Consider the following 18,486-nt stretch of genomic DNA (forward strand, 5'->3'; position numbering starts at 1 on the left):
GTCGGTGGCGTGTCGGTTTCCGCATTTCGTGTCGGTAGGAGGCCCTAACAAGATACGTTTCCGCTGCCCAGGCGCCGAGGAATCCGACGAAACTTCCGGCAAAAGGCTGGAAAGCCCAGGTCGCCGAGATCAACGACTGACACCGGACGTTGGAACCTACACCGTCGTTGTTGTAGGTTCCAACTGCCTTGCTGTTGATGGGGTTCGCCGGGGCGTTCCGGCGCAGCGACCTCGTCGGCCTCACCTGTGGCGACGTCACCCTGCACATGTTGGACGGAGTCCATGTGCGGCTGCGGTGGTCGAGGACCGACCAGGAGGGACTTAGTGTGGTACGGGCGTTGCCGTGCACCACCAACCATGTCAGTTGCCAACCGTGTGCCTATGTTCGGTGGGCGGAGGTCGTCGCCACATTCGACGTGGCCGGCCGGCCCGGAGTGATTCGGTTGCGGCGTATCGCGCCGGCATTCGAGACCCACGTTGTGCCGGGGCGCCCTACCGCGGATGCGGGCACGCATGCCGTTGTTGCGGTCGATCCCCAAAACGGCAACCTGTCCGACACCGCGCTGTCGGGGGCAGCGGAGCAGCTTACGGAAGAACTGCTTGGCAGCCTTGGCGTTTCGACGCGACTGGACGAGGATGTCGAGCACCACACCGTCCTGGTCGACCGCACGCCACAAGTACATCCGCTCGCCGTTGATCGGGATGAACACTTCGTCGAGGTGCCACTTGTCGACAGGCGGGCCTGCGGCGGCGCAGCTGGTTGGCATAGGACTGGCCGAACTTCGCGCACCACTGCCGGATCGTCTAGTGCGAGACCACGACGCCGCGTTCGAACATCAGTTCCTGCACGTCACGCAGGCCCAACGCGAAGCGGTGATACAGCCACACGGCGTGGCTGATGATTCTTCGGGTAGCGGAAGCCCTTGTACGACGAATCTGCGCTGGTCACGGTCGCCCATCCTCCCAGCGGTCACCCGCACAGCCAAGTTGACGATGCCCGCCGGGGTATGTGAGCGGGTGCGAACGTACAACGGCGCACCCGCTCACACCGACACCATTGCGGCCGGCACCGAGTGTTCCTCGAACACCCTGCTCAGGGTTGGTCGATTTTCGAGAACTGCTGTTCGATATCCCCGAGCTGGTCAGTCACCTCGTCGTGCAGGGTCTTGAGCAGTTTGCCGAAGGGCGGCGGATCCGGTCGTCTTCAGCTCGGTGGCAACATCTTTGACGGCCTCCATGTGGAGCGGTTCGGGGAGAAATGCTCTGATGGCAGCGTCGATGCCGGTGCCGAGTGGTTTGTCTCGAAGAACCTTCTGCGTGATCGGAAGGTCCTCGCCGATCGTGTCACGCGCCTCTGGCCACTGACCTCACCGCAGCCGAGGACACGGCCCGCGCCGCGGTCGAACGTGGCCGCCAGCTCGAAGTGTCCTCAACGCATGTCGATCGTCTGGCCCCCGCCCACACCGCCGTCGCGGCGAGCACCGCGTCACCCGCGACCACCGGCCCTACGGGACCGCGGCTTCGGTTGCCGATCGGCCAGGGTGTCAATGGTTGAACCGGCCGATGAGCCATTGCACAGCGGTCGGATTGTCGAGGAGAAGCCCGGCCGCATGCCCCGCGGCCCCGAGTTGCGGTAGCAGCGGGGGCGTGTCGAGGCGTGCGACGGTCACGTCGGCGCCGGCACCACGCCAGGCGTTCTCCAAGGCGTAGGTGTCCGCGGCCGGGGTGACGTCGTCGTTGACGTTCTGAGCGAGGAGAACGGGATCAGCGGGGGCTAGTTTGCCCAGGTTGAAGCTGTCGAGAACAGCCCGGATCGCGGAATTGGCTTGCAGTTCGTCGGTGATGGGTCGGCCACTGACCGTCAACGAGCTGGTGGGCTGATAGGCATGGAGCAGGGCGTTCACGTCGCATTCGGTTGCGGTGCGGTGCAGGAAGTCGATCCCGTCGGAGTTGAGCATCGTGGTGACCGCATTCGTGAATTCCGGGTGGCTGGCCAGCAGGCCGTTGAGGAAGAACCCGATCGCATCGGTGAGCGCTTTGCCGTCGAGGTTCGACAGGGTAGAGGCGACGTTCGCCGGCGGTGCGCCGACAACGGTGCCCGCGAGGTTGAGATCCGGAGCGTAGCTGCGGGCGAGTTGGGCGGCGCCACCGGCTGCCGAGCCGCCTTGTGAGTATCCCCAAATTCCTACCGGCGCATGCGGTGTCGCTGCGCCGGAGCGAATGGCGGCGCGTGTTGCGTCAAGGACGGCGTGCGCTTCGGGTACCGGTTGCAGGTAAGTGTGTGCGCCCGGGGTGCCCAGCCCCTCATAGTCGGTGACCACGACGGTGATGCCGCGTGCCAGCAGCGACACGACGTCGAGAATGTATAGGTTGGGCATCGGTGTTCCGGCACCATCGGTAGTGATGCCGTCGGCGATCAGTTTCGAGGGGGCGCAATTGTCGCCCGCGCCGATGGTGCCGAAGGTATAGCTGACGAGGGGGCGTGGCCCGGACCCCGACCACGCCGCGGTCGGCTCCAAAATCGTTCCGGTGACCGCGACCGGTGCGCCGACGGTGTCGGAGGAGAGATACATGATTCGGGTGGCGGACGCGGCCGGCACCAGAGTCGCCAACGGGGAACCACCCAGCGGGCGGAAGGGTTCGCTGCGAATCAGATCCCCACTGTTACCGGCGGGCAGCGGATTCGGTGGGAGATAGAAATCCGCCGCGGCTGCGGTTACCGGTTCCGCCACCACTTGTCCAGCCGACCCGAACATAGCCACCGCAGCGAGCGTGACTGCTGCGGCGGTCACGGCGCGAAAACGACGACGATTCATCCGAACTCTCCTAGGGATATCAGTGATGTTGTGGATCATGACTCTGGCAATCCTCGCTGTAGCACCACCACCCCCCCGAACGGAGGTTGCGTGGATGAACGACTGCTGAGCAAGCGATGCGCCGGCAGGTATGCCGCGATGAGGTCAGCATTTTTCGGTAGCTTTCGGGGATGAGATGGCCACGGATGCTGAGCATTCCGCGGTGTTCCCACCTGCAGAGCAGGAACAATCGGCGGAGCTGTTTGGCCCCGATCCGGGATTTCCCCTATGTGATTCCTGGCCGGAGGTTTCAATCCAGTGCAGACAGTTGGGTGAGGAAGTCGTGGTGATCGTAGTACACGGTGTAGTTCTTCACCCGACCTTCGGCGAGTGTCCAGAATTCCCCCAGCGTGATGTCGAGGGACCGCCCCGTCGGTGGGATGCTCGAGCCGTCGGGCAGCGGGAGGTCTTCCGTGTGCGTCCCGGTCACGTGCAGTTCGAAGGCGATCTCGTCGCCATCGACCACAACGCGGCGCGGTCGATGGCGGAGGTCGGGAAATGCCGCGAAGAAACCCGCCATCCAGAGGCACACATAGGGGGCACCGACCTGAGTGAATCCAGGAGCGACAATCTCGCACTCGGGATCGAGCATCGATTCGACCCGGTCGAAATCGTGCGCATCGACGCAAGCGAAGAAATTCTGTATGAAATCAGAAGTGACAGCGGGGGTGTCGATAGGCATCGAGTCAGATCCTTCATGGTTGAACACGGTGATGTGTTGGTGGATGCGGTGTGTGTACCACTGGCGGGTCCCGTGGTCCTGAGCCCGGAGCGGCCACTGCACTGGTTTATGCGAGGTGGCGTGGGCGGTCCCGTTGCGGACCGCCACGGTGTCACGCGGAGGAGCGCAGATCACGCTCCGGTGACTGTAGTTTCTCGGAGGTGCACCGTTGATTTGCCGGGAGTCCGGATCATCGACAGCGTCGTCATTCGTCAGGCACGCCGGGAGGGACACCCTCGCCATCGTCAGATGATCGAGCATGTCTCCCGGTATCTTGTGCTCAGTCGAATACGATCACGGGTTTGATGACCGAACCCGCGGCGGCTGCCGCGATGGCCTCGTTGATGTCCGGCAGGGTGTAGGTCTCGATCAGTTTGTCGAAGGGGAACTGTCCGTTCTTCCACAGGTCGACCAACTGGGGGATGAACTGGTGGGGGTCGACGTCGCCTTCGATGACGCCGGTGAGTGTGCGACCGAGTAGAAGATGGCCTTGGTCGATCACGATGTCGTTTTCGAGGCCTTGTAGTCCGAGGGTGGCGCAGATGCCTGGGGATCGCAGCACTGCCAGCGCCTGTTGCACGACGGACTCGAGCCCCACGGCGTCGACGCTGAAATCGACACCGTTGGCGCTGATGTCGGTGACCGCCCACGCGAGGTCGTCGATCGCATTGGGGTCGAGGGTGTGGGTGGCGCCGAGTTCGCTGGCCAGGTTCAGACGTTCCGGATTCGGATCGATCGCGATGATCGGTGTGCAGCCGAGCGCTTTGGCCGCCATGAGAGCGCTGAGCCCGACAGCGCCGAGACCGAACACCGCAATGCTCTGCCCGGGTTTTGCCCGCAGGACACTCATCACGGTGCCGGCCCCGGTCTGCAAGCTGCAGCCGAGGGGCCCCAACAGATGTAGGGGCAAGGATTCGTCGACCTTGACGGCGTTGCGTACGCTCGCGACGGCGTGGGTTCCGAACGAGGATTGGCCGAACCAGTTGCCGTGGACCGGTTCGCCGTCACGGCTCATCGTGGTCGAGCCGTCCAGGCGTGTGCCGAAGTAGTTCAGCGCCGCGAACAACTCACAGTAGGCCGGCCGACCCGAGGTGCATTGAGTGCACGTTCGGCAGGAGTCGAAACTGACCACGACGCGGTCACCGGGTACGAGGGTCGTCACCTCGGCCCCGACCTCTTCGACGATCCCGGATGCTTCGTGGCCGACCACCGCCGGCAAGGGCAGGGGAACACCGCCACGCAGAGCGGTGAGGTCCGTGTGGCAGATCCCGACGCCGGCGACGCGGATCCGGATCTCGTCCTCGGCGAGCGGACCGACCTGCACATCGACAACCGTGAGCTTCTCGTCCGGCGCCTCGAACAGCGCGACACGTGCGTGGGTCATCGGTCCACCGCCGCCTGGGCCGCGGGCAGGACGAGGTCGTACACCTTGCGATCGAGGGAGCGTGAGAGGTCGACGTGGACGAACTTCTCCTCGGTGTACTCGTCGAGCGCGTGGGGTCCGAGTTCGCGGCCGTTCCCACTCTGCTTGTAACCGCCGAAGGGGTAGAGAGCGTTGACCATGTGCCAGTCGTTGATCCAGACGGTGCCCGACTCGATTCGCGCCGCGACGTCGAGTGCAGCCTCGAGGTCTTCGCTCCACACCCCGGCCGACAATCCGTACTCGGTGTCGTTGGCGATCGCGACGGCTTCGTCGACGGTGCGGTACTTCAGAACCGACAGGACGGGACCGAAGATCTCCTCGCGGGCGATGCGCATCTCGGGCATGACATCGGTGAAGATCGTCGGGCGTACCCAGTGCCCCTGCTCGAACTGTGTTCCGGTGGGCGGTTCGCCGCCGAACGCCAGGGTTGCGCCTTCCTTCTGGCCGATTTCAATGTAGTCGAGGATCCGGGCGTGTTGCTCGGCGGAGATGACCGGACCGATGTCGGTGTCGAACTCCGACGGGTCGCCGACCTTGATGGTCGCCGCCCGCTGCACCAGGCGGTCGACGAATTCGTCGTGCAGGCTCTCGGGCAGCAGCAACCGGGTTCCCGACTCGCATGCCTGACCGGCGTAGAGGAAGCAGGCGAAGAGTGCCCCGTCGACCGCGGAGTCGATGTCGGCGTCGGCGAGCACGATGTTCGGTCCCTTGCCGCCGAGCTCGAGGGTGACCTTCTTGATGTTCTCCGCGGCAAGCTTGCTGATCTCCCGGCCGACCGCCGTCGAGCCGGTGAAGGCGATCTTGCGTACGTCCGGGTGTGCGGCGAGACGGGCTCCGACTTCTTCGCCGGCACCGGTGACGATGTTGAGGACACCTTTCGGCAGCCCGGCTCGTTCTGCCGACTTGGCCAGTTCGAGCAGGGTGAGCGGGGTCTTCTCGTCGGGCTTGAGCACGATGGTGTTGCCGGCCGCCAGAGCGGGACCGAGTTTCCACACAGCAAGCAGCAGCGGGAAGTTCCACGGCACGATGCCGCCGACCACACCGATCGGTTCCCGGCGCACGATCCCGGATGCCAGTGTGGGGTAGGACAATTGCGGACCGGATCGTTCGAATTCGTAGGTGCGGGCCAGGTCGGCGAAGTACTGCAGGTGTGAGATCGAGTAGCCGACGTGGAAGGCCATTGCCTGGCGGATGGTGACGCCGTTCTCCTTGACGTGCAGAGCGACCAGTTCGTCCATGCGCTCGGACAGGTCGGCGACCATCGCCGACAGGATGTCGGCGCGTTCGTCCGGCGTCTTCGAGCGCCACTCACCCCGGGCGTGGGCGGCTTTGGCTGCGGCGACCGCCTGGTCGAGGTTCTCGACGGAGCCGCGGGCGGCGGTGGCGACCAGTTCGCCGTTCGCGGGGTCGATGATGTCGAACGTGCGGTCGGTATCGACCCAATGACCGTCGATGAACTGGGTGTAGTGCGGTATGGCTGTCATGTGATGTCCTTGCTCGGGTGCCGGGGGGATCAGCTGTGCTGGGCGTCTTTCTCGGCGACCAGGTTCTTGTAGATCGGGAACAGCGGCTTGGAGATCGGAATCAGCTTGAGGATCTTCGACACCGGGCCCTTTGCCTTGACCTGGCCCTTGGCCAACCCCACCGCCACGTTGTACTCACCGCGCCAGAACTTGTTGCCGTTGTCGGCGGACATCGCCAACCGGACATCCGGGATGAGGTCGTTTTCGCCTTCGATCACCTCGATGCCTTTTGGCTTCAGTGCGACGGTGATCGACGAATCGGGGTTGGTGTAGTCGAGTCGGAGGATGATGTCGGCGTCCTTGAGCGCCGGGCCGGCGGTCGGTTCGTCGTTGGCTGCGCGGAAGACTCCACCCAGGTAGCGGTAGACCTCGGCGGCGTCGGTGAAGTAGCTCATGGTGGTGTCCCTTTCGGATGGGTAGTGGTGTGTGCTGACCGGATTGGAGTCAGACCGATCGGCTGCGGCCCGCCCAATGCGGTGCGCGCAGATCGCGTTTGAGGATCTTTCCTGTCGCGTTGCGCGGCAGGCTCGGAACGATGTCGATGGTGCGGGGCCGCTTGTAACCGGCCAGATGAGCGGCACAGAAGTCGAGCAGTTTGTCTTCGTCGATGTCGGCGCCGCTGACCGCGACCACGACTGCGCGGACCACTTCGCCCCATTTGTCGTCGGGGACGCCGATGACGGCGACTTCCGCGACGCCGGGGAATTCACTCACCACACGTTCCACCTCGGCGGGATAGATGTTCTCGCCGCCGGAGATGATGACGTCCTTGACCCGGTCTTCGACGTAGTAGAACCCGTCGGAGTCCCGTCGGCCGGCGTCGCCGGTCTTGAACCACTCGCCATCGAAACTGGCGGCGGTGTCCGACTCGCGCTGCCAGTATCCCGTCATCACCTGCGGTCCGCGGATCTGGAATTCGCCGACCTCACCGACGGGCACTTCGTCCCCGAGGGCCGGATCCACCACCCGGACCTCGACACCCTCGATCGGTTGGCCTGCTGCGCGGAGGCGTTCGGGCCGGGCGGAATCGCGGTGGTGCTGCGGCCCGAGTACGCAGAACACTCCGGACGCCTCGGTCATGCCGTAGACCTGGTAGAAGTCGACGTCGAAGGTGCTCATCGCCTCTCGGAGCAGGGCTTCGGGCATGGGTGATCCGCCGTATCCGAGGCAGCGCAGCGACCGGAAGTCCAGTGCGGACACACCCGGAACCTGCAGGAAGAACCGGATGACAGCGGGGACGAAGAACGCATGGGTGACCGACTGGCGGATGATCTGATCCAGAACCATCGCGGGAACGACCTCACGCACGAGGACCGTCTCCGCGCCCTGCGACATCGCGGCCAGCGCCCAACTGGTGCCGCCCACATGAAACAGCGGCATGGCCACCATGTTCACGCTGTCTCGAGCGAAGCCGAAAGCCGCGCTGGCCGCAATGCTGTGCGCGCCCACGGAACGGTGCGTCAGCATGGCCCCTTTCGGGTGCCCGGTGGTGCCGGAGGTGTAGAGCTGCAGGAAGCAGTCCTCCGGATGGGCTGGATGAGCAGTCTCGCGCGGCGGGGCATTGCCGAGCCATGCCTCGTATTCGTCCGCCTCACCACCGAGCACGATGATGGTGCGCACGTGGTCGAGGTTCGGCTTGATCGTGTCGATGACATCGACGAATTCGGCGCCGAGGATCAGCAGTTCGGCACGGCTGTCGTTGATGACGTAGGCCAATTCGGACGGTGCGAGGCGGTAGTTCAGTACCGCGTTCACCGTTCCGGCCACGGCGCACGCCAGCGTGGTCTCGAGGCTGGCGGGGTGATTCTTGTCCAGGAACGCGACCCGGTCACCGGGCGCCAGCCCGAGTGCGGACTGTGCTGCGGCGTTACGCCGCACCCGGTCCGACAACTGTTGCCACGTCCACGACTCTTCCTCGAATCGCAGCGCGACTCGGGTGGGATCCTGCGATACCCAGTATGTGATCGGGTCGAAGACATGGTGGATGGGTGAAGCCATCAGGCACCTCTCGAGGGGGATTGTTCAGTCCATTTCGCCCGGCTCAACTAGTGACCGTACGCACGGTCAGTAAAGCAGAATCGTGACGTGCAGCACAAGGGGTCACCGAAGAATTTGGCCGGAAGAACCGAATATGGAGAGCTCTCGCCTCCGGGGCTATCCAGTCGGGGCGCTGTGCCGAGTGCCCAGTGGGGACACTTATCGGAAGGAATGTGATTTCTGTTCGTAAATCCTTGCCACGCAAAGAGGTCCGGATCGTATGCGCGTTGGTCCCAGGGTCGGTGCGCATGCATATGCGCGGCCGCCTGACTACTCATGGCCCTGGTATTCAGCGACCCGACCCGGTTCAGGAGTTCCGCGTGGCGGGAGAGAGTCTCGACACGGATGGGCCCAGCACCGAGTGGTGACCGATGCCCCTTTTCCCCGCTAGGTGCCGCTGAACTGGCGGGCGTGGTCCACCGTCGTCGTGGCGCGAGCGTTGGTCTCGCCGCGACGCGGTGTAGTGGTCAGGATGCAGGGAGCCCGCTGCCGGATTCGGCGGACGCTTCGAGCAGGCACTGCCGCGCAGTCTGGGCGGCCAGGCCCTTCGGATCCGCCAACGCCGGCAGCGCTGCGCGACGGACCAGGAGGCTGCCCAGCACGAGATCGACCAGTGCTGCCCCGACCTCTTCGGCGGATTCGTCACCGCTCGGGTCGAACCAGGTGTAGGCCCATTGCGCGGATCCGAACATCAGCAGTGACTGAATCCGCAGATCCGTTTTTCGAAGCCGTCCCGCGGCGATTCCGGCTTCGATCACGTCACGCACCAGCTGGATGTATTCGGCGCGTAGTTCGAGTCCCTCGGTGTCGATGTCGAGCGCTGCCAGGCGCATGACCTCGCGCTGGAACGCGATCGTGGCGTCGCGGTCGTGCTCTTGGTAGAGGATGAACGCGAACAGCAGTCCCGCGAGTTGCTGCTCGGGATGATCGAGTTTGCCGATCAGTAGCTTCGCTTCGGTGAGGCGGCGGCGCATGTAGGACGTGTGCAGGGCGGCGAGCAGGCGATCCTTGGTGCCGTAATGATGGACGATCGTGCCCTTGGAGATCGACAACTCGTTGGCAATGTCGCTCAGGTTCGTCCCGTCGTAGCCGAACTGCGCGACGTTGTGCGTGAAGACCTCGAGGATCTCGTTGGCTTTTCCGGCCAGCCGGGTACCGGCCTTTGCCATCGCGCTACCTCCACCTCGTTCACGGTCCTGATTGTGCACTCAGTCTAAGCGCTGTGTGATCAGTCGTGGATTCGGCGCACCGTCGATGTGATGGTCAGGTGGCGAGAACGAACGTGGGAATCGCTTCACCGTCGGCAAATTCGGTGATGCGCAACCGCACCGGTGTGCATACCGGGACGTCGGACGCGGTGGCGACGTCGAGGATGCGGCTGGCAATCCACGGTCCTTCTCGGAGCTCGACCAGCGCAAGGACGGTGGGCTCGGGCGCACTCGCGTGGTCGACGACTGCCGACACCACCACCCCGTCACCAGTGGAGCCGACCCAGGTGAGCTCGTCGCTGTGGCATGAGCTGCAGCTGAGGGTGTCGGGCCGGCCGATATGCCCACAACGGGTGCATGACCGCAAGATCAACCTGCCCTCCCGGAGGGCATCGAAGTACGGTGCCGAGGTCTCGTCCCGGATGGCGGAAAATTTCATCGTGTTCCTTCGCCGTTGCTGGTGTTCACGCCGAGTTGGTGGCGAGAACCAGGGTGCCGTGGTGGTCGAGAATGCCGCCGTTGCCGCTGACGATGGCGGTGGCGTGCTCACGGATCTGCCGTCGGCCGCCTTCTCCTCGCAGTTGCGTGAGGGCTTCTATCAACGGGGTCATGCCCCACAGATAGAAAGAGGACAGTTGCCCGCCGCCGGTGTTGGTGGGCAGGGTGCCGCCGGGGGCGAGTGCCCCGCTGGCGGCTAGTTCCGCGGCTTCGCCCTTACCGCAGAATCCGTAGTCCTCGAGCGTCACCAGGAGGGTGTAGGTGTAGCAATCGTAGATTTCCCGCAGGTCAATGTCGTCGACGGTCATTCCGGCCATCTTCAGCGCCGCCGGCCCGGATATGGCGGCGCCGGTCACGAGGCCGAAATCGCTGTCACGTTCGAGGACGTATCCCGGGTGGGCTTGGCCCCACCCGCGGACGTACACCGGTGTATTCGGTAGATCCCGGGCTCGCTCCGGGGTGGTCACCACGACTGCGGCACCACCGTTGGAGACGAGGCAGCAGTCGAGCAGATGTAGCGGTTCGACCACCCATCGCGACTGGTGGTACTCGTCCAGGGTCAACGGTGCTCGCATCTGGGCCACCGGATTGTCGAGTGCCCACGCCCGTTGGGATACCGCCACGGCGCCGAGGTGGGAGGAGGTGAGGCCGTAGTGGTCCATGTAGCGGCGCGCGGCCAGTGCGTAGCGGTGATTGACGCTGGTGAACCCGGCTGCGGTCTCTGCGCTGCGGAAGCCGGTCGCCGTCAGGGAGCTGGTCCGGTACGCGTGCGCTCCGCCGGTGTCCTGCTTCTTGGGGTCGTCGGCGAACACGCACACCACGACCTCCGCTTCGCCGGACAGCACCGCCTTCGAGGCCTGGGCGATCATGATGGCGGCCGAGGCGCCGAATGCATTGATCTCGCTGAGCAGCCGAAGATTCCCGAGCCCCAGGGTGCGGGCGAGGGTCAGATTGAGATCGGTTCCCGTGCGGGCGTTGACGAGGAGCCCGTCGATGTCGCCGAGGGACAGTCCGGCGTCGGCGACAGCCAACCGGACCGCCTCCGCGGCGAATCCGCGCGCGGTTTTCCCGAAGACCTTGCCCACTTCGGTGAGGCCGTATCCGACGATGGTGGCGTTGCGCTGTGGCATCGACCCTCTTTTCTGCGGTGTGTCCGGGTGGGGCTCGTGTCAGCGGTTCGCGTCGAGCATCGCGTCCTTGGGCGGGCGGGTGCGCGCGTAGTCGAGCGCTTGCTCCCAGCTCGCGCTCTTGGCGATGAGGGCACGATATTTCATGATGTGGGTCTGGTGGTCGAGGGCAAGTGCGCCCACGACCCGGTCGCCGCGGCGGTAGAGCGCCACGAACTGTCCGTCGTCGAGATGTCCGGTGACAATGTGTATTTCGTCGGCCTCGGGCACTCCCACGAATTGGATCCGGGTGTCGTACCAGTCGGACCAGAAATAGGGCACGGTGCTGTACGGCTTCGCGGCCTGTGGGTCGAGCGCGTTGCGGACGGCGAGGGCTCCCTGCTCTGCGGCACTGGTCCAGTGCTCGAGCCGCATGGATGCATCGAAGAGCGGATTGTGCCAGCGAGCGATGTCGCCGGCGGCGTAGACCCCTGGCAGCGAGGTCGCCATGGTGTCGTCGCAGACGACACCGCGGTCGAGTGTGATGCCCGAGGTCTCGAGCCACTCGGTGGCGGGGTCCGCGCCGACGCCGACCACGACCAGATCTGCGTCGAGAGTTGATCCGTCCGACAATTGCACTGCCTCGACGTGTCCGTTGCCGAGGACCTTCTCGACCCCGACGCCGCAGCGCAGGTCGACTCCGTTGCGCCGGTGAAGGTCCGCGCAGGCACGGCCCATGTCCGTACCGATCGCGCGCACCAGGGGGACCGGCAGGGCCTCGACCACGGTGACGTCCAGGCCTCGTTTGCGTGCCCCCGAGGCAACCTCGGAGCCGATGAATCCGGCACCGACGACCACTGTGCGGGCCCGGTTGTCGAGGGCGGTGCGCACGGTGACTGCGTCGTCGAGTGTGCGGAGGGTGACGACGCCGGCCATGGCAGCCGTGCCCGGAAGCATCCGCGCCGACGATCCGGTCGCGATGACGGCGATGTCGTAGGGCAGCGGGCCGTGCGAGGTGTGAATCGTCTTGTCCGCCGGATCCAACTGTGTTGCCGTGGTTCCGAGACGCAGGTCGATTCCCGCGTCGTCGAAGACCTCACGGGCCCTGAAGGTGGTGTCCAGGGGCGTCGGCGACGGGTCGAGGTACGCCTTCGACAACGGGGGACGGTCGTACGGCAGGTGTTCCTCGGCGCCGACGAGGGTCACCGATCCGGTGAAGCCGGCCTTGCGGGCTGCCTCGGCGGCACGCAGACCCGCCAATGACGCCCCGACCACCACGAGATTCTGTTCGGACATGGTCTCACTCCTCGACGAGCGTGAGTGCCTCGGTCGGGCACCCCTCGACTGCCGCCCGGACGTCGTCGATGACACTGGCATCGGCATCCTCACGCAGCAGCAACAGCCCACCGGCATCGTCGATCTCGAAAATGTCCGGGGCGAGGGATTCGCAGATACCGAGACCGGTGCACTTGGTGCGGTCGACGCAGATCTTCATGACGTGGCCTTTCCGAGGTGAACGGGCAGCTTCTTGATCCCGTTGATGAAGTTCGACCGGAACCGGTCCGGGGGACCGGTGACCTGCCAATGCGGGAACCGCGCGAAGAGGGTTTCCAGCAGCACCTTCGCCTCGAGCCGGGCGAGGCTGTTGCCCAGGCAGAAATGGGTGCCGGCACCGAAGGCAAGGTGATTGGCGGCACCCCGATCGATGCGGAAGGCGTCCGGGTCATCGAATTGTGCTTCGTCCCGGTTGGCCGAGACGTAGAACATAACCACCTTCTGTCCCTCGTGCAGCTGCTTGCCGCCGAGTTCGGTCGACCGGGTCACCGTGCGCCGGAACTGGATGACGGGGGAGTGGAACCGCAGCACCTCCTCGATGGCCTTCGGCAGCAGCGCCGAGTCGGTGGCCAGCTTGCTGCGCTCGTCCGGGTGCTCACTCAGCGTGAGGACGAAGCCGGTCAGCAGGTTGCGCGTCGTTTCGTTTCCAGCGATGACCAGCAGTTGGAAGAATCGGTTGAGCTCCTCGGTCGACAGACGGGCACCATCGACTTCCGCATTGACGATCAGGGACCACACATCGGAGCCGGGTTCGGCGCGCTTGGCGTTGGTTTGTGCGTTGGAATACTTGAACATCTCGATGAACGCAGAGAGGAAAGCCTCACGCCCTCCATACGAGGGATCGTCGAGTCCGACCATGCGATTGGTCCAGTCGTAGAGCAGGTGCCGGTCCTCGGATGGCACGCCGAGGACGTCGGCGAGCACCCGCAGCGGCATCTCCGCCGAGACGTGCTCGACGAGATCGATCTCGCGGTCGTCGGGCAGGGCGTCGACGATGTCATGGGCGTGGGCGGTGATGGTGTCGAACATGCCGCGCACCATCTTCGGGGTGAAGACCTTGCTGACGATCGATCGCATCTGGGAGTGGTCCGGGGGGTCGAGGTTGAGCATCATCTGCTGCAGTGCCGCCAGGTCCTGGGGCCGCTGATCGCGCAGGAACGAGGAGCCCTTGTGGGACGAGAAGGTGTCGGGGTTCTTCGAGACCGTCATGACGTCGTCATAACGGGTGACCGCCCAGAATCCCGGCCCGCCGGCGAAGCCGTCACCGGTCGGTTCTTCGATCCAGGCCACCGGTTCGTGGCGGCGAAGCTCGGCGAACACCTGGTGCGGAACTCCGTTTGAGTATGCGTCCGGGCTTCCCAGGTCGGTGTGCAGTGCCGATAGCGTCATGACGTGTCCTTCGGGCTGGCAGGGGAATTTGTCGAGTAGAGGATCAGCAACCATCTTGACTGACCGTACGTACGGTCTAGAGTAGGGAGCAGCTGCCCATGGGTCAAGACCGGCTGTCGCGAACCGGGGCCAGGCCGAGGGCAGCAAAGACGAACCCGTATTTCCTCACAGCCAGGACGGACTGCCATGCACAGCACCATGCAAGATGTCGATCTCCTCGTGTCGGATTTGTTCCTGCACGGCCTCCGCACGCATCCGGAGAGTTCGGTGCTGCACTATCAGGGCGGCGAGGTGCGGCGAGTGTCGTTCCGGGAGTTCGGGACCACGGTGACCTCCCTGGCCGCCGGTCTGCACCGCCTCGGCGTGTCCGAGGACGATGTCGTTGCCACGTTGTGCTGGAACAGCCCGGCGCATCTGGCCGCCTATTTCGCGGTACCGGGAATGGGCGCGGTGCTGCACACACTGAACCTGCGACTACACGATGATCAGATCGTCTACATCGCCAATCACGCGGCGGACAAGGTGATCCTCGTCGATGCCGATCTGGTACCCCAGTTGCAGCGGATCATCGACCGCCTCCCCACCGTGGAGCACGTGATCATCGCGGGCGAGGCGGACCTGACCGTTCCCGCCGGTGTGCAACTGCACTGCCTCGACGACGTGCTGGATACCGAGACCGACTTCCGGTGGCCGCGCCTGCCTGAACGCAGCGCCGCCGCGCTCTGCTACACCACCGGCACCACCGGCGACCCGAAAGGCGTTGCCTACAGCCACCGGTCGATTTACCTACACAGCCTGCAGATCTCCACCGGCAGCGCCTTCGGATTCTCCGACGCCGACCGGGTCCTGCCGATCGTGCCGATGTTCCACGCCAACGCCTGGGGCTGGCCGCACGCCGCCTGGACAAGCGGGGCCGACATCATCCTCAACGACCGGTACCTCCAGATCAACCACCTGGCCCGCATCATCACCGACCTCGCGCCCACGGCTGCCGCGGCCGTGCCGACACTGTGGACCGGCCTCGACGAATACGCCCGCACGAACGCAGCCGACCTCACCAGCCTGCGGCTCGCCGTGTCCGGTGGCTCACCTCTCTCGGCCGCACTGGTACGGAGCATGGCGACCCACCACGGCGTCGCGTTGACGCAAGGGTGGGGCATGACCGAGACCAGCCCACTGCTCACCTTCTCCCGCCCACCCCGCAACACACCCGACACCGACCTCGCACAGTGGGCGAGCCTGACGGGGCGCATCGTCCCCGGAGTGCAGGCACGCATCGTCAGCGAAACGGGCGACGAGTTGCCATGGGACGGCCGGTCCGTCGGCGAAGTCCAGTTGCGCGGCGCGACGATCGCGGGCACCTATTTTCGCGCCGCAGCACCGGACAAGTTCGACGACGGCTGGTTGCGCACCGGCGACCTCGGGGTCTTGCACGATGGTGGGTGGATCCAGCTCAAGGACCGACTCAAGGACGGCATCAAGAGCGGCGGAGAATGGATCTCCACGGTCGAACTCGAAAATGCCCTGCTCGAGCACGACGCCATCATCGAGGTTGCTGTGATCGGCGTACCTGACCCGAAATGGGAGGAACGCCCCTTCGTCTGTGTCACCCTGGCCCCCGGCGCGACCGCCACCGCACCCGAACTTCTCGCCTTCCTCGACGGCAAGGTCGCACGCTGGTGGCTCCCCGAACGGTGGGCCTTCGTCGACGTCCTCCCCAAGACCAGCGTCGGCAAGCTCGACAAGAAGGACCTGCGCCGCCGCTACGACGCCGACGAGCTGGCGGTCAACGACCTCCGGACCACCCGGACGGGTGACAGCGTGCTTCCCCCGTCTCGGTAGACGCGACGACCGGATTCACATACCTCGACAACGAACCACACCCATGACGACGAAGTAAGGACAAGCAAACGATGAAATTGGGATTTCACCTGGGCTATTGGTCTACCGCGCCCTCAGACGACGAACGAGCGGCATTCTCCCTTGCGGAGAGTCTCGGCTACGACTCGGTCTGGACTGCCGAGACCTACGGATCCGACTGCTTAACCCCCTTGGCGTGGTACGGCGCCTCAACCAGTACCGTGAAGTTGGGCACCAACATCCTGCAAATGTCGGCGCGGACCCCAGCGGCGACCGCCATGGCGGCGATGACACTGGACCACCTGTCTCGAGGCCGCTTCATCCTGGGTCTGGGCGTCTCGGGGCCACAGGTCGTCGAGGGATGGTACGGGCAGCCGTATCCTCGACCACTCGCTCGCACAAGAGAATACGTCGAACTCGTCCGTAAGTTCGTGCGACGAGACGAACCCGTGAGTCACGATGGTTTGTTCTACCAACTCCCGCTGCAAGGTGGCTCCGGCCTTGGAAAGCCACTTCGGTCCATGATCCACCCCATTCGTCCCGAGATCCCGATCTATCTCGGGGCCGAGGGGCCCAAGAACATCGCACTCGCCGCCGAGATCGCCGATGGGTGGCTGCCGATCTTCTACTCGCCCCGAATGGACGACTTCTATCGAGCAGCGCTCGAGGAAGGATTCTCGAAACCCGGGGCCCGCCGATCTCTGAACGATTTCGACATTGCCGCGACGGTCCCCATCGTCATCGACGACGACATCGAGAAGGCAGCCGACGTTGTCCGGCCCAACATCGCTCTCTATGTCGGTGGAATGGGTGCCAAGGAAGCCAACTTTCACAATCAAGTGTTTGTGCGCATGGGTTACGAAGCGGAATGCGCGCACATTCAGCGTCTTTACCTGGAGGGGCGCAAATCTGAAGCAATAGCATCGGTGCCCCTGGCCATGGTCGAGGATGTCGCCCTTGTCGGATCACGAGACAAGATCAAAGAAGACCTCGTTCGATGGGAGAAGACGGCGGTCAAAACGCTGCTGCTTCAAGGCCTCGGTTACTCCTCGATCGAGGCGGTTGCAGAACTACTCGCGTAATGAGACGTGCAGCACGCGATGGAGCAGGGTAGCGCCCCGGTGGTCGAAAAGTGATGACCACATGTCCGACGAACTCCGAATCATAGTGTTGCTCAACTGCTTTACGTGACGGCCGCAGTGGGTGTCGTGACGACGATGGGGGATGGGCTCGCGCCGAGATCTCCTGGGCGTCCCTCATCGCGAATTCGTTGAGGAGGTGCTCGACGCGTCCTCGTAGTTCCGCACGATATCGAAACGCATGGACCTGGTCTAGCGAGCTCGCCAATTGCTATTGACCGTACAGGCGGTCAGCTGTACGTTCTGGTTACCGCACCGAACAGAGGGAGCTTTCCGATGCGCATCGAAGCCGCAGTGCTGCGCCACCACGACGCACCGTTCGAGATCGAGACGGTGGAGTTGGCCGACCCGACCGGTGGCCAACTACGGGTTCGCATCACCGGTGTCGGGTTCTGTCACACCGACGTTCTACCCAGGGACCCGTCGTTCCTGGCTCAGCCGCCGATCGTGGTCGGCCACGAGGGGGCCGGAGTCGTCGAGGAAGTCGGCGCTGGTGTCACCGGCATCGAGGTCGGCGATCATGTTCTGTTGTCTTTCGATTCCTGTGGGCTGTGCGAGAACTGTGTGGATGGGCACCCGGCGTATTGCTTCGCGTTCTTCGCGCGCAATCTGTCAGGCCGTGGCCCCGATGGCCCCGGCCCTCTCACCGACCTGAGCGGCAACGCCATTGCGTCACGGTGGTTCGGTCAGTCCTCCCTGGCCACCCACGCGGTCGTCAGTGCTCGGAACGTCGTAGTTGTCGACAAGGATCTGCCCCTGCACCTGATGGGGCCGCTCGGCTGCGGGATCCAGACCGGCGCCGGGTCCGCGCTGATCGCCCTGAAAGTCGGTACGGGGCACACGTTCGCCGTCTTCGGGGCCGGAGCGGTGGGTCTGTCCGCAGTCATGGCCGCCCGGGTCGCCGGCGCCTCCCGGATCGTCGCGGTCGACCTGCACACGAACCGACTCGACCTCGCCCTCGAACTCGGCGCGACGGACGTGATCGAGGGGGCAGCGGACGACGTGGCCCGCCAGATCCGGAAGTTGACCGGTGGCGGCGTGCACGCCGCCCTCGACACCACCGGGGCCCCGCAGGTCATCGCGTCGGCGATCGACAGTCTCCGGCCCACCGGAACCGTCGGTCTCGTCGGCGCCGCAACCCGCGAACTGGTCCTCGCCCCGGCCGCGCTGGCAGCCGGGAAGAACATCATGGGAATCCTCGAAGGCGACGCCGTCCCGCAGCTGCTGCTGCCCCGCCTGATCGAACTCTGGCGCCAGGACCGGTTCCCGTTCGACCGGCTGATCCGCACCTACCCGTTCTCCGAGATCACCGCCGCCGAGGCGGACGCCGCCAGCGGCGCGACCATCAAACCGGTCCTCCTCCCGCATCCCTGACCGCGCACCACGACGACC

15 protein-coding genes and 2 pseudogenes are annotated in these 18,486 nt (G+C 64.8%); 4 read left to right on the forward strand and 13 right to left on the reverse strand.

Going from position 1 to position 18,486, the window contains the following annotated elements; all coding sequences use genetic code 11:
• Window positions 1-182 precede the first annotated feature (182 nt).
• Window positions 183-578, forward strand: a pseudogene (locus QM841_RS43455) (site-specific integrase); the annotation flags it as partial.
• On the opposite strand, the pseudogene QM841_RS24695 reads toward QM841_RS43455, so the two are convergent.
• The 13 genes and pseudogenes from QM841_RS24695 to QM841_RS24755 form a co-directional block, all read right to left on the reverse strand.
• Window positions 576-949, reverse strand: a pseudogene (locus tag QM841_RS24695) (IS6 family transposase); the annotation flags it as partial. The pseudogenes QM841_RS43455 and QM841_RS24695 sit on opposite strands and share 3 nt — an antisense overlap.
• A gap of 595 nt (window positions 950-1,544) precedes the next feature.
• Complete coding sequence (locus QM841_RS24700; RefSeq protein ID WP_283334071.1) at window positions 1,545-2,816, reverse strand: lipase family protein; 1,272 nt, start codon at window positions 2,814-2,816, stop codon at window positions 1,545-1,547.
• Window positions 2,817-3,105: 289 nt separating this feature from the next.
• Window positions 3,106-3,537 carry an ester cyclase gene (locus QM841_RS24705; protein WP_283334073.1) on the reverse strand — a complete coding sequence of 144 codons (432 nt, stop codon included), beginning with the start codon at window positions 3,535-3,537 and terminating at the stop codon, window positions 3,106-3,108.
• Between the two features lie 319 nt (window positions 3,538-3,856).
• A complete protein-coding gene (locus tag QM841_RS24710; protein WP_283334075.1) occupies window positions 3,857-4,960 on the reverse strand; it encodes an NAD(P)-dependent alcohol dehydrogenase in 1,104 nt (367 codons plus the stop codon).
• Window positions 4,957-6,483 carry an aldehyde dehydrogenase family protein gene (locus QM841_RS24715; RefSeq protein WP_283334076.1) on the reverse strand — a complete coding sequence of 509 codons (1,527 nt, stop codon included), beginning with the start codon at window positions 6,481-6,483 and terminating at the stop codon, window positions 4,957-4,959. Before QM841_RS24715 ends, QM841_RS24710 begins: the two co-directional genes overlap by 4 nt.
• Window positions 6,484-6,512: 29 nt before the next feature.
• On the reverse strand, window positions 6,513-6,917 hold the full coding sequence (locus QM841_RS24720) for an SCP2 sterol-binding domain-containing protein (RefSeq protein ID WP_283334078.1): 405 nt from the start codon (window positions 6,915-6,917) through the stop codon (window positions 6,513-6,515).
• Between the two features lie 49 nt (window positions 6,918-6,966).
• Window positions 6,967-8,520, reverse strand: coding sequence for a long-chain-fatty-acid--CoA ligase (locus tag QM841_RS24725; RefSeq protein WP_283334080.1), 1,554 nt, complete (start codon window positions 8,518-8,520; stop codon window positions 6,967-6,969).
• A 506-nt stretch (window positions 8,521-9,026) separates the two neighbouring features.
• Complete coding sequence (locus QM841_RS24730) at window positions 9,027-9,728, reverse strand: TetR/AcrR family transcriptional regulator (RefSeq protein WP_005262669.1); 702 nt, start codon at window positions 9,726-9,728, stop codon at window positions 9,027-9,029.
• 94 nt (window positions 9,729-9,822) lie between these two features.
• Complete coding sequence (locus QM841_RS24735; protein WP_283334082.1) at window positions 9,823-10,206, reverse strand: Zn-ribbon domain-containing OB-fold protein; 384 nt, start codon at window positions 10,204-10,206, stop codon at window positions 9,823-9,825.
• Window positions 10,207-10,231: 25 nt separating this feature from the next.
• Window positions 10,232-11,395 carry a thiolase family protein gene (locus QM841_RS24740; protein WP_283334084.1) on the reverse strand — a complete coding sequence of 388 codons (1,164 nt, stop codon included), beginning with the start codon at window positions 11,393-11,395 and terminating at the stop codon, window positions 10,232-10,234.
• A 39-nt stretch (window positions 11,396-11,434) separates the two neighbouring features.
• A complete protein-coding gene (locus QM841_RS24745) occupies window positions 11,435-12,667 on the reverse strand; it encodes an NAD(P)/FAD-dependent oxidoreductase (RefSeq protein WP_283334086.1) in 1,233 nt (410 codons plus the stop codon).
• A gap of 4 nt (window positions 12,668-12,671) precedes the next feature.
• Window positions 12,672-12,866 carry a ferredoxin gene (locus tag QM841_RS24750; protein WP_283334088.1) on the reverse strand — a complete coding sequence of 65 codons (195 nt, stop codon included), beginning with the start codon at window positions 12,864-12,866 and terminating at the stop codon, window positions 12,672-12,674.
• Window positions 12,863-14,095, reverse strand: a complete 1,233-nt coding sequence (locus QM841_RS24755) for a cytochrome P450 (RefSeq protein WP_283334089.1) — start codon at window positions 14,093-14,095, stop codon at window positions 12,863-12,865. Before QM841_RS24755 ends, QM841_RS24750 begins: the two co-directional genes overlap by 4 nt.
• A gap of 186 nt (window positions 14,096-14,281) precedes the next feature.
• Between QM841_RS24755 and QM841_RS24760 the strand changes: the two genes are divergently transcribed.
• From QM841_RS24760 to QM841_RS24770, 3 genes are all read left to right on the forward strand, one after another.
• Window positions 14,282-15,937, forward strand: a complete 1,656-nt coding sequence (locus QM841_RS24760) for a fatty acid--CoA ligase (RefSeq protein ID WP_283334091.1) — start codon at window positions 14,282-14,284, stop codon at window positions 15,935-15,937.
• Between the two features lie 71 nt (window positions 15,938-16,008).
• On the forward strand, window positions 16,009-17,037 hold the full coding sequence (locus tag QM841_RS24765; RefSeq protein ID WP_164065596.1) for an LLM class F420-dependent oxidoreductase: 1,029 nt from the start codon (window positions 16,009-16,011) through the stop codon (window positions 17,035-17,037).
• Between the two features lie 333 nt (window positions 17,038-17,370).
• On the forward strand, window positions 17,371-18,468 hold the full coding sequence (locus QM841_RS24770; protein ID WP_283334094.1) for an NAD(P)-dependent alcohol dehydrogenase: 1,098 nt from the start codon (window positions 17,371-17,373) through the stop codon (window positions 18,466-18,468).
• Window positions 18,469-18,486: the final 18 nt, after the last annotated feature.

This window comes from Rhodococcus sp. IEGM 1307, assembly GCF_030056915.1.
Classification (GTDB): Bacteria; Actinomycetota; Actinomycetes; order Mycobacteriales; family Mycobacteriaceae; genus Rhodococcus_F; species Rhodococcus_F opacus_D.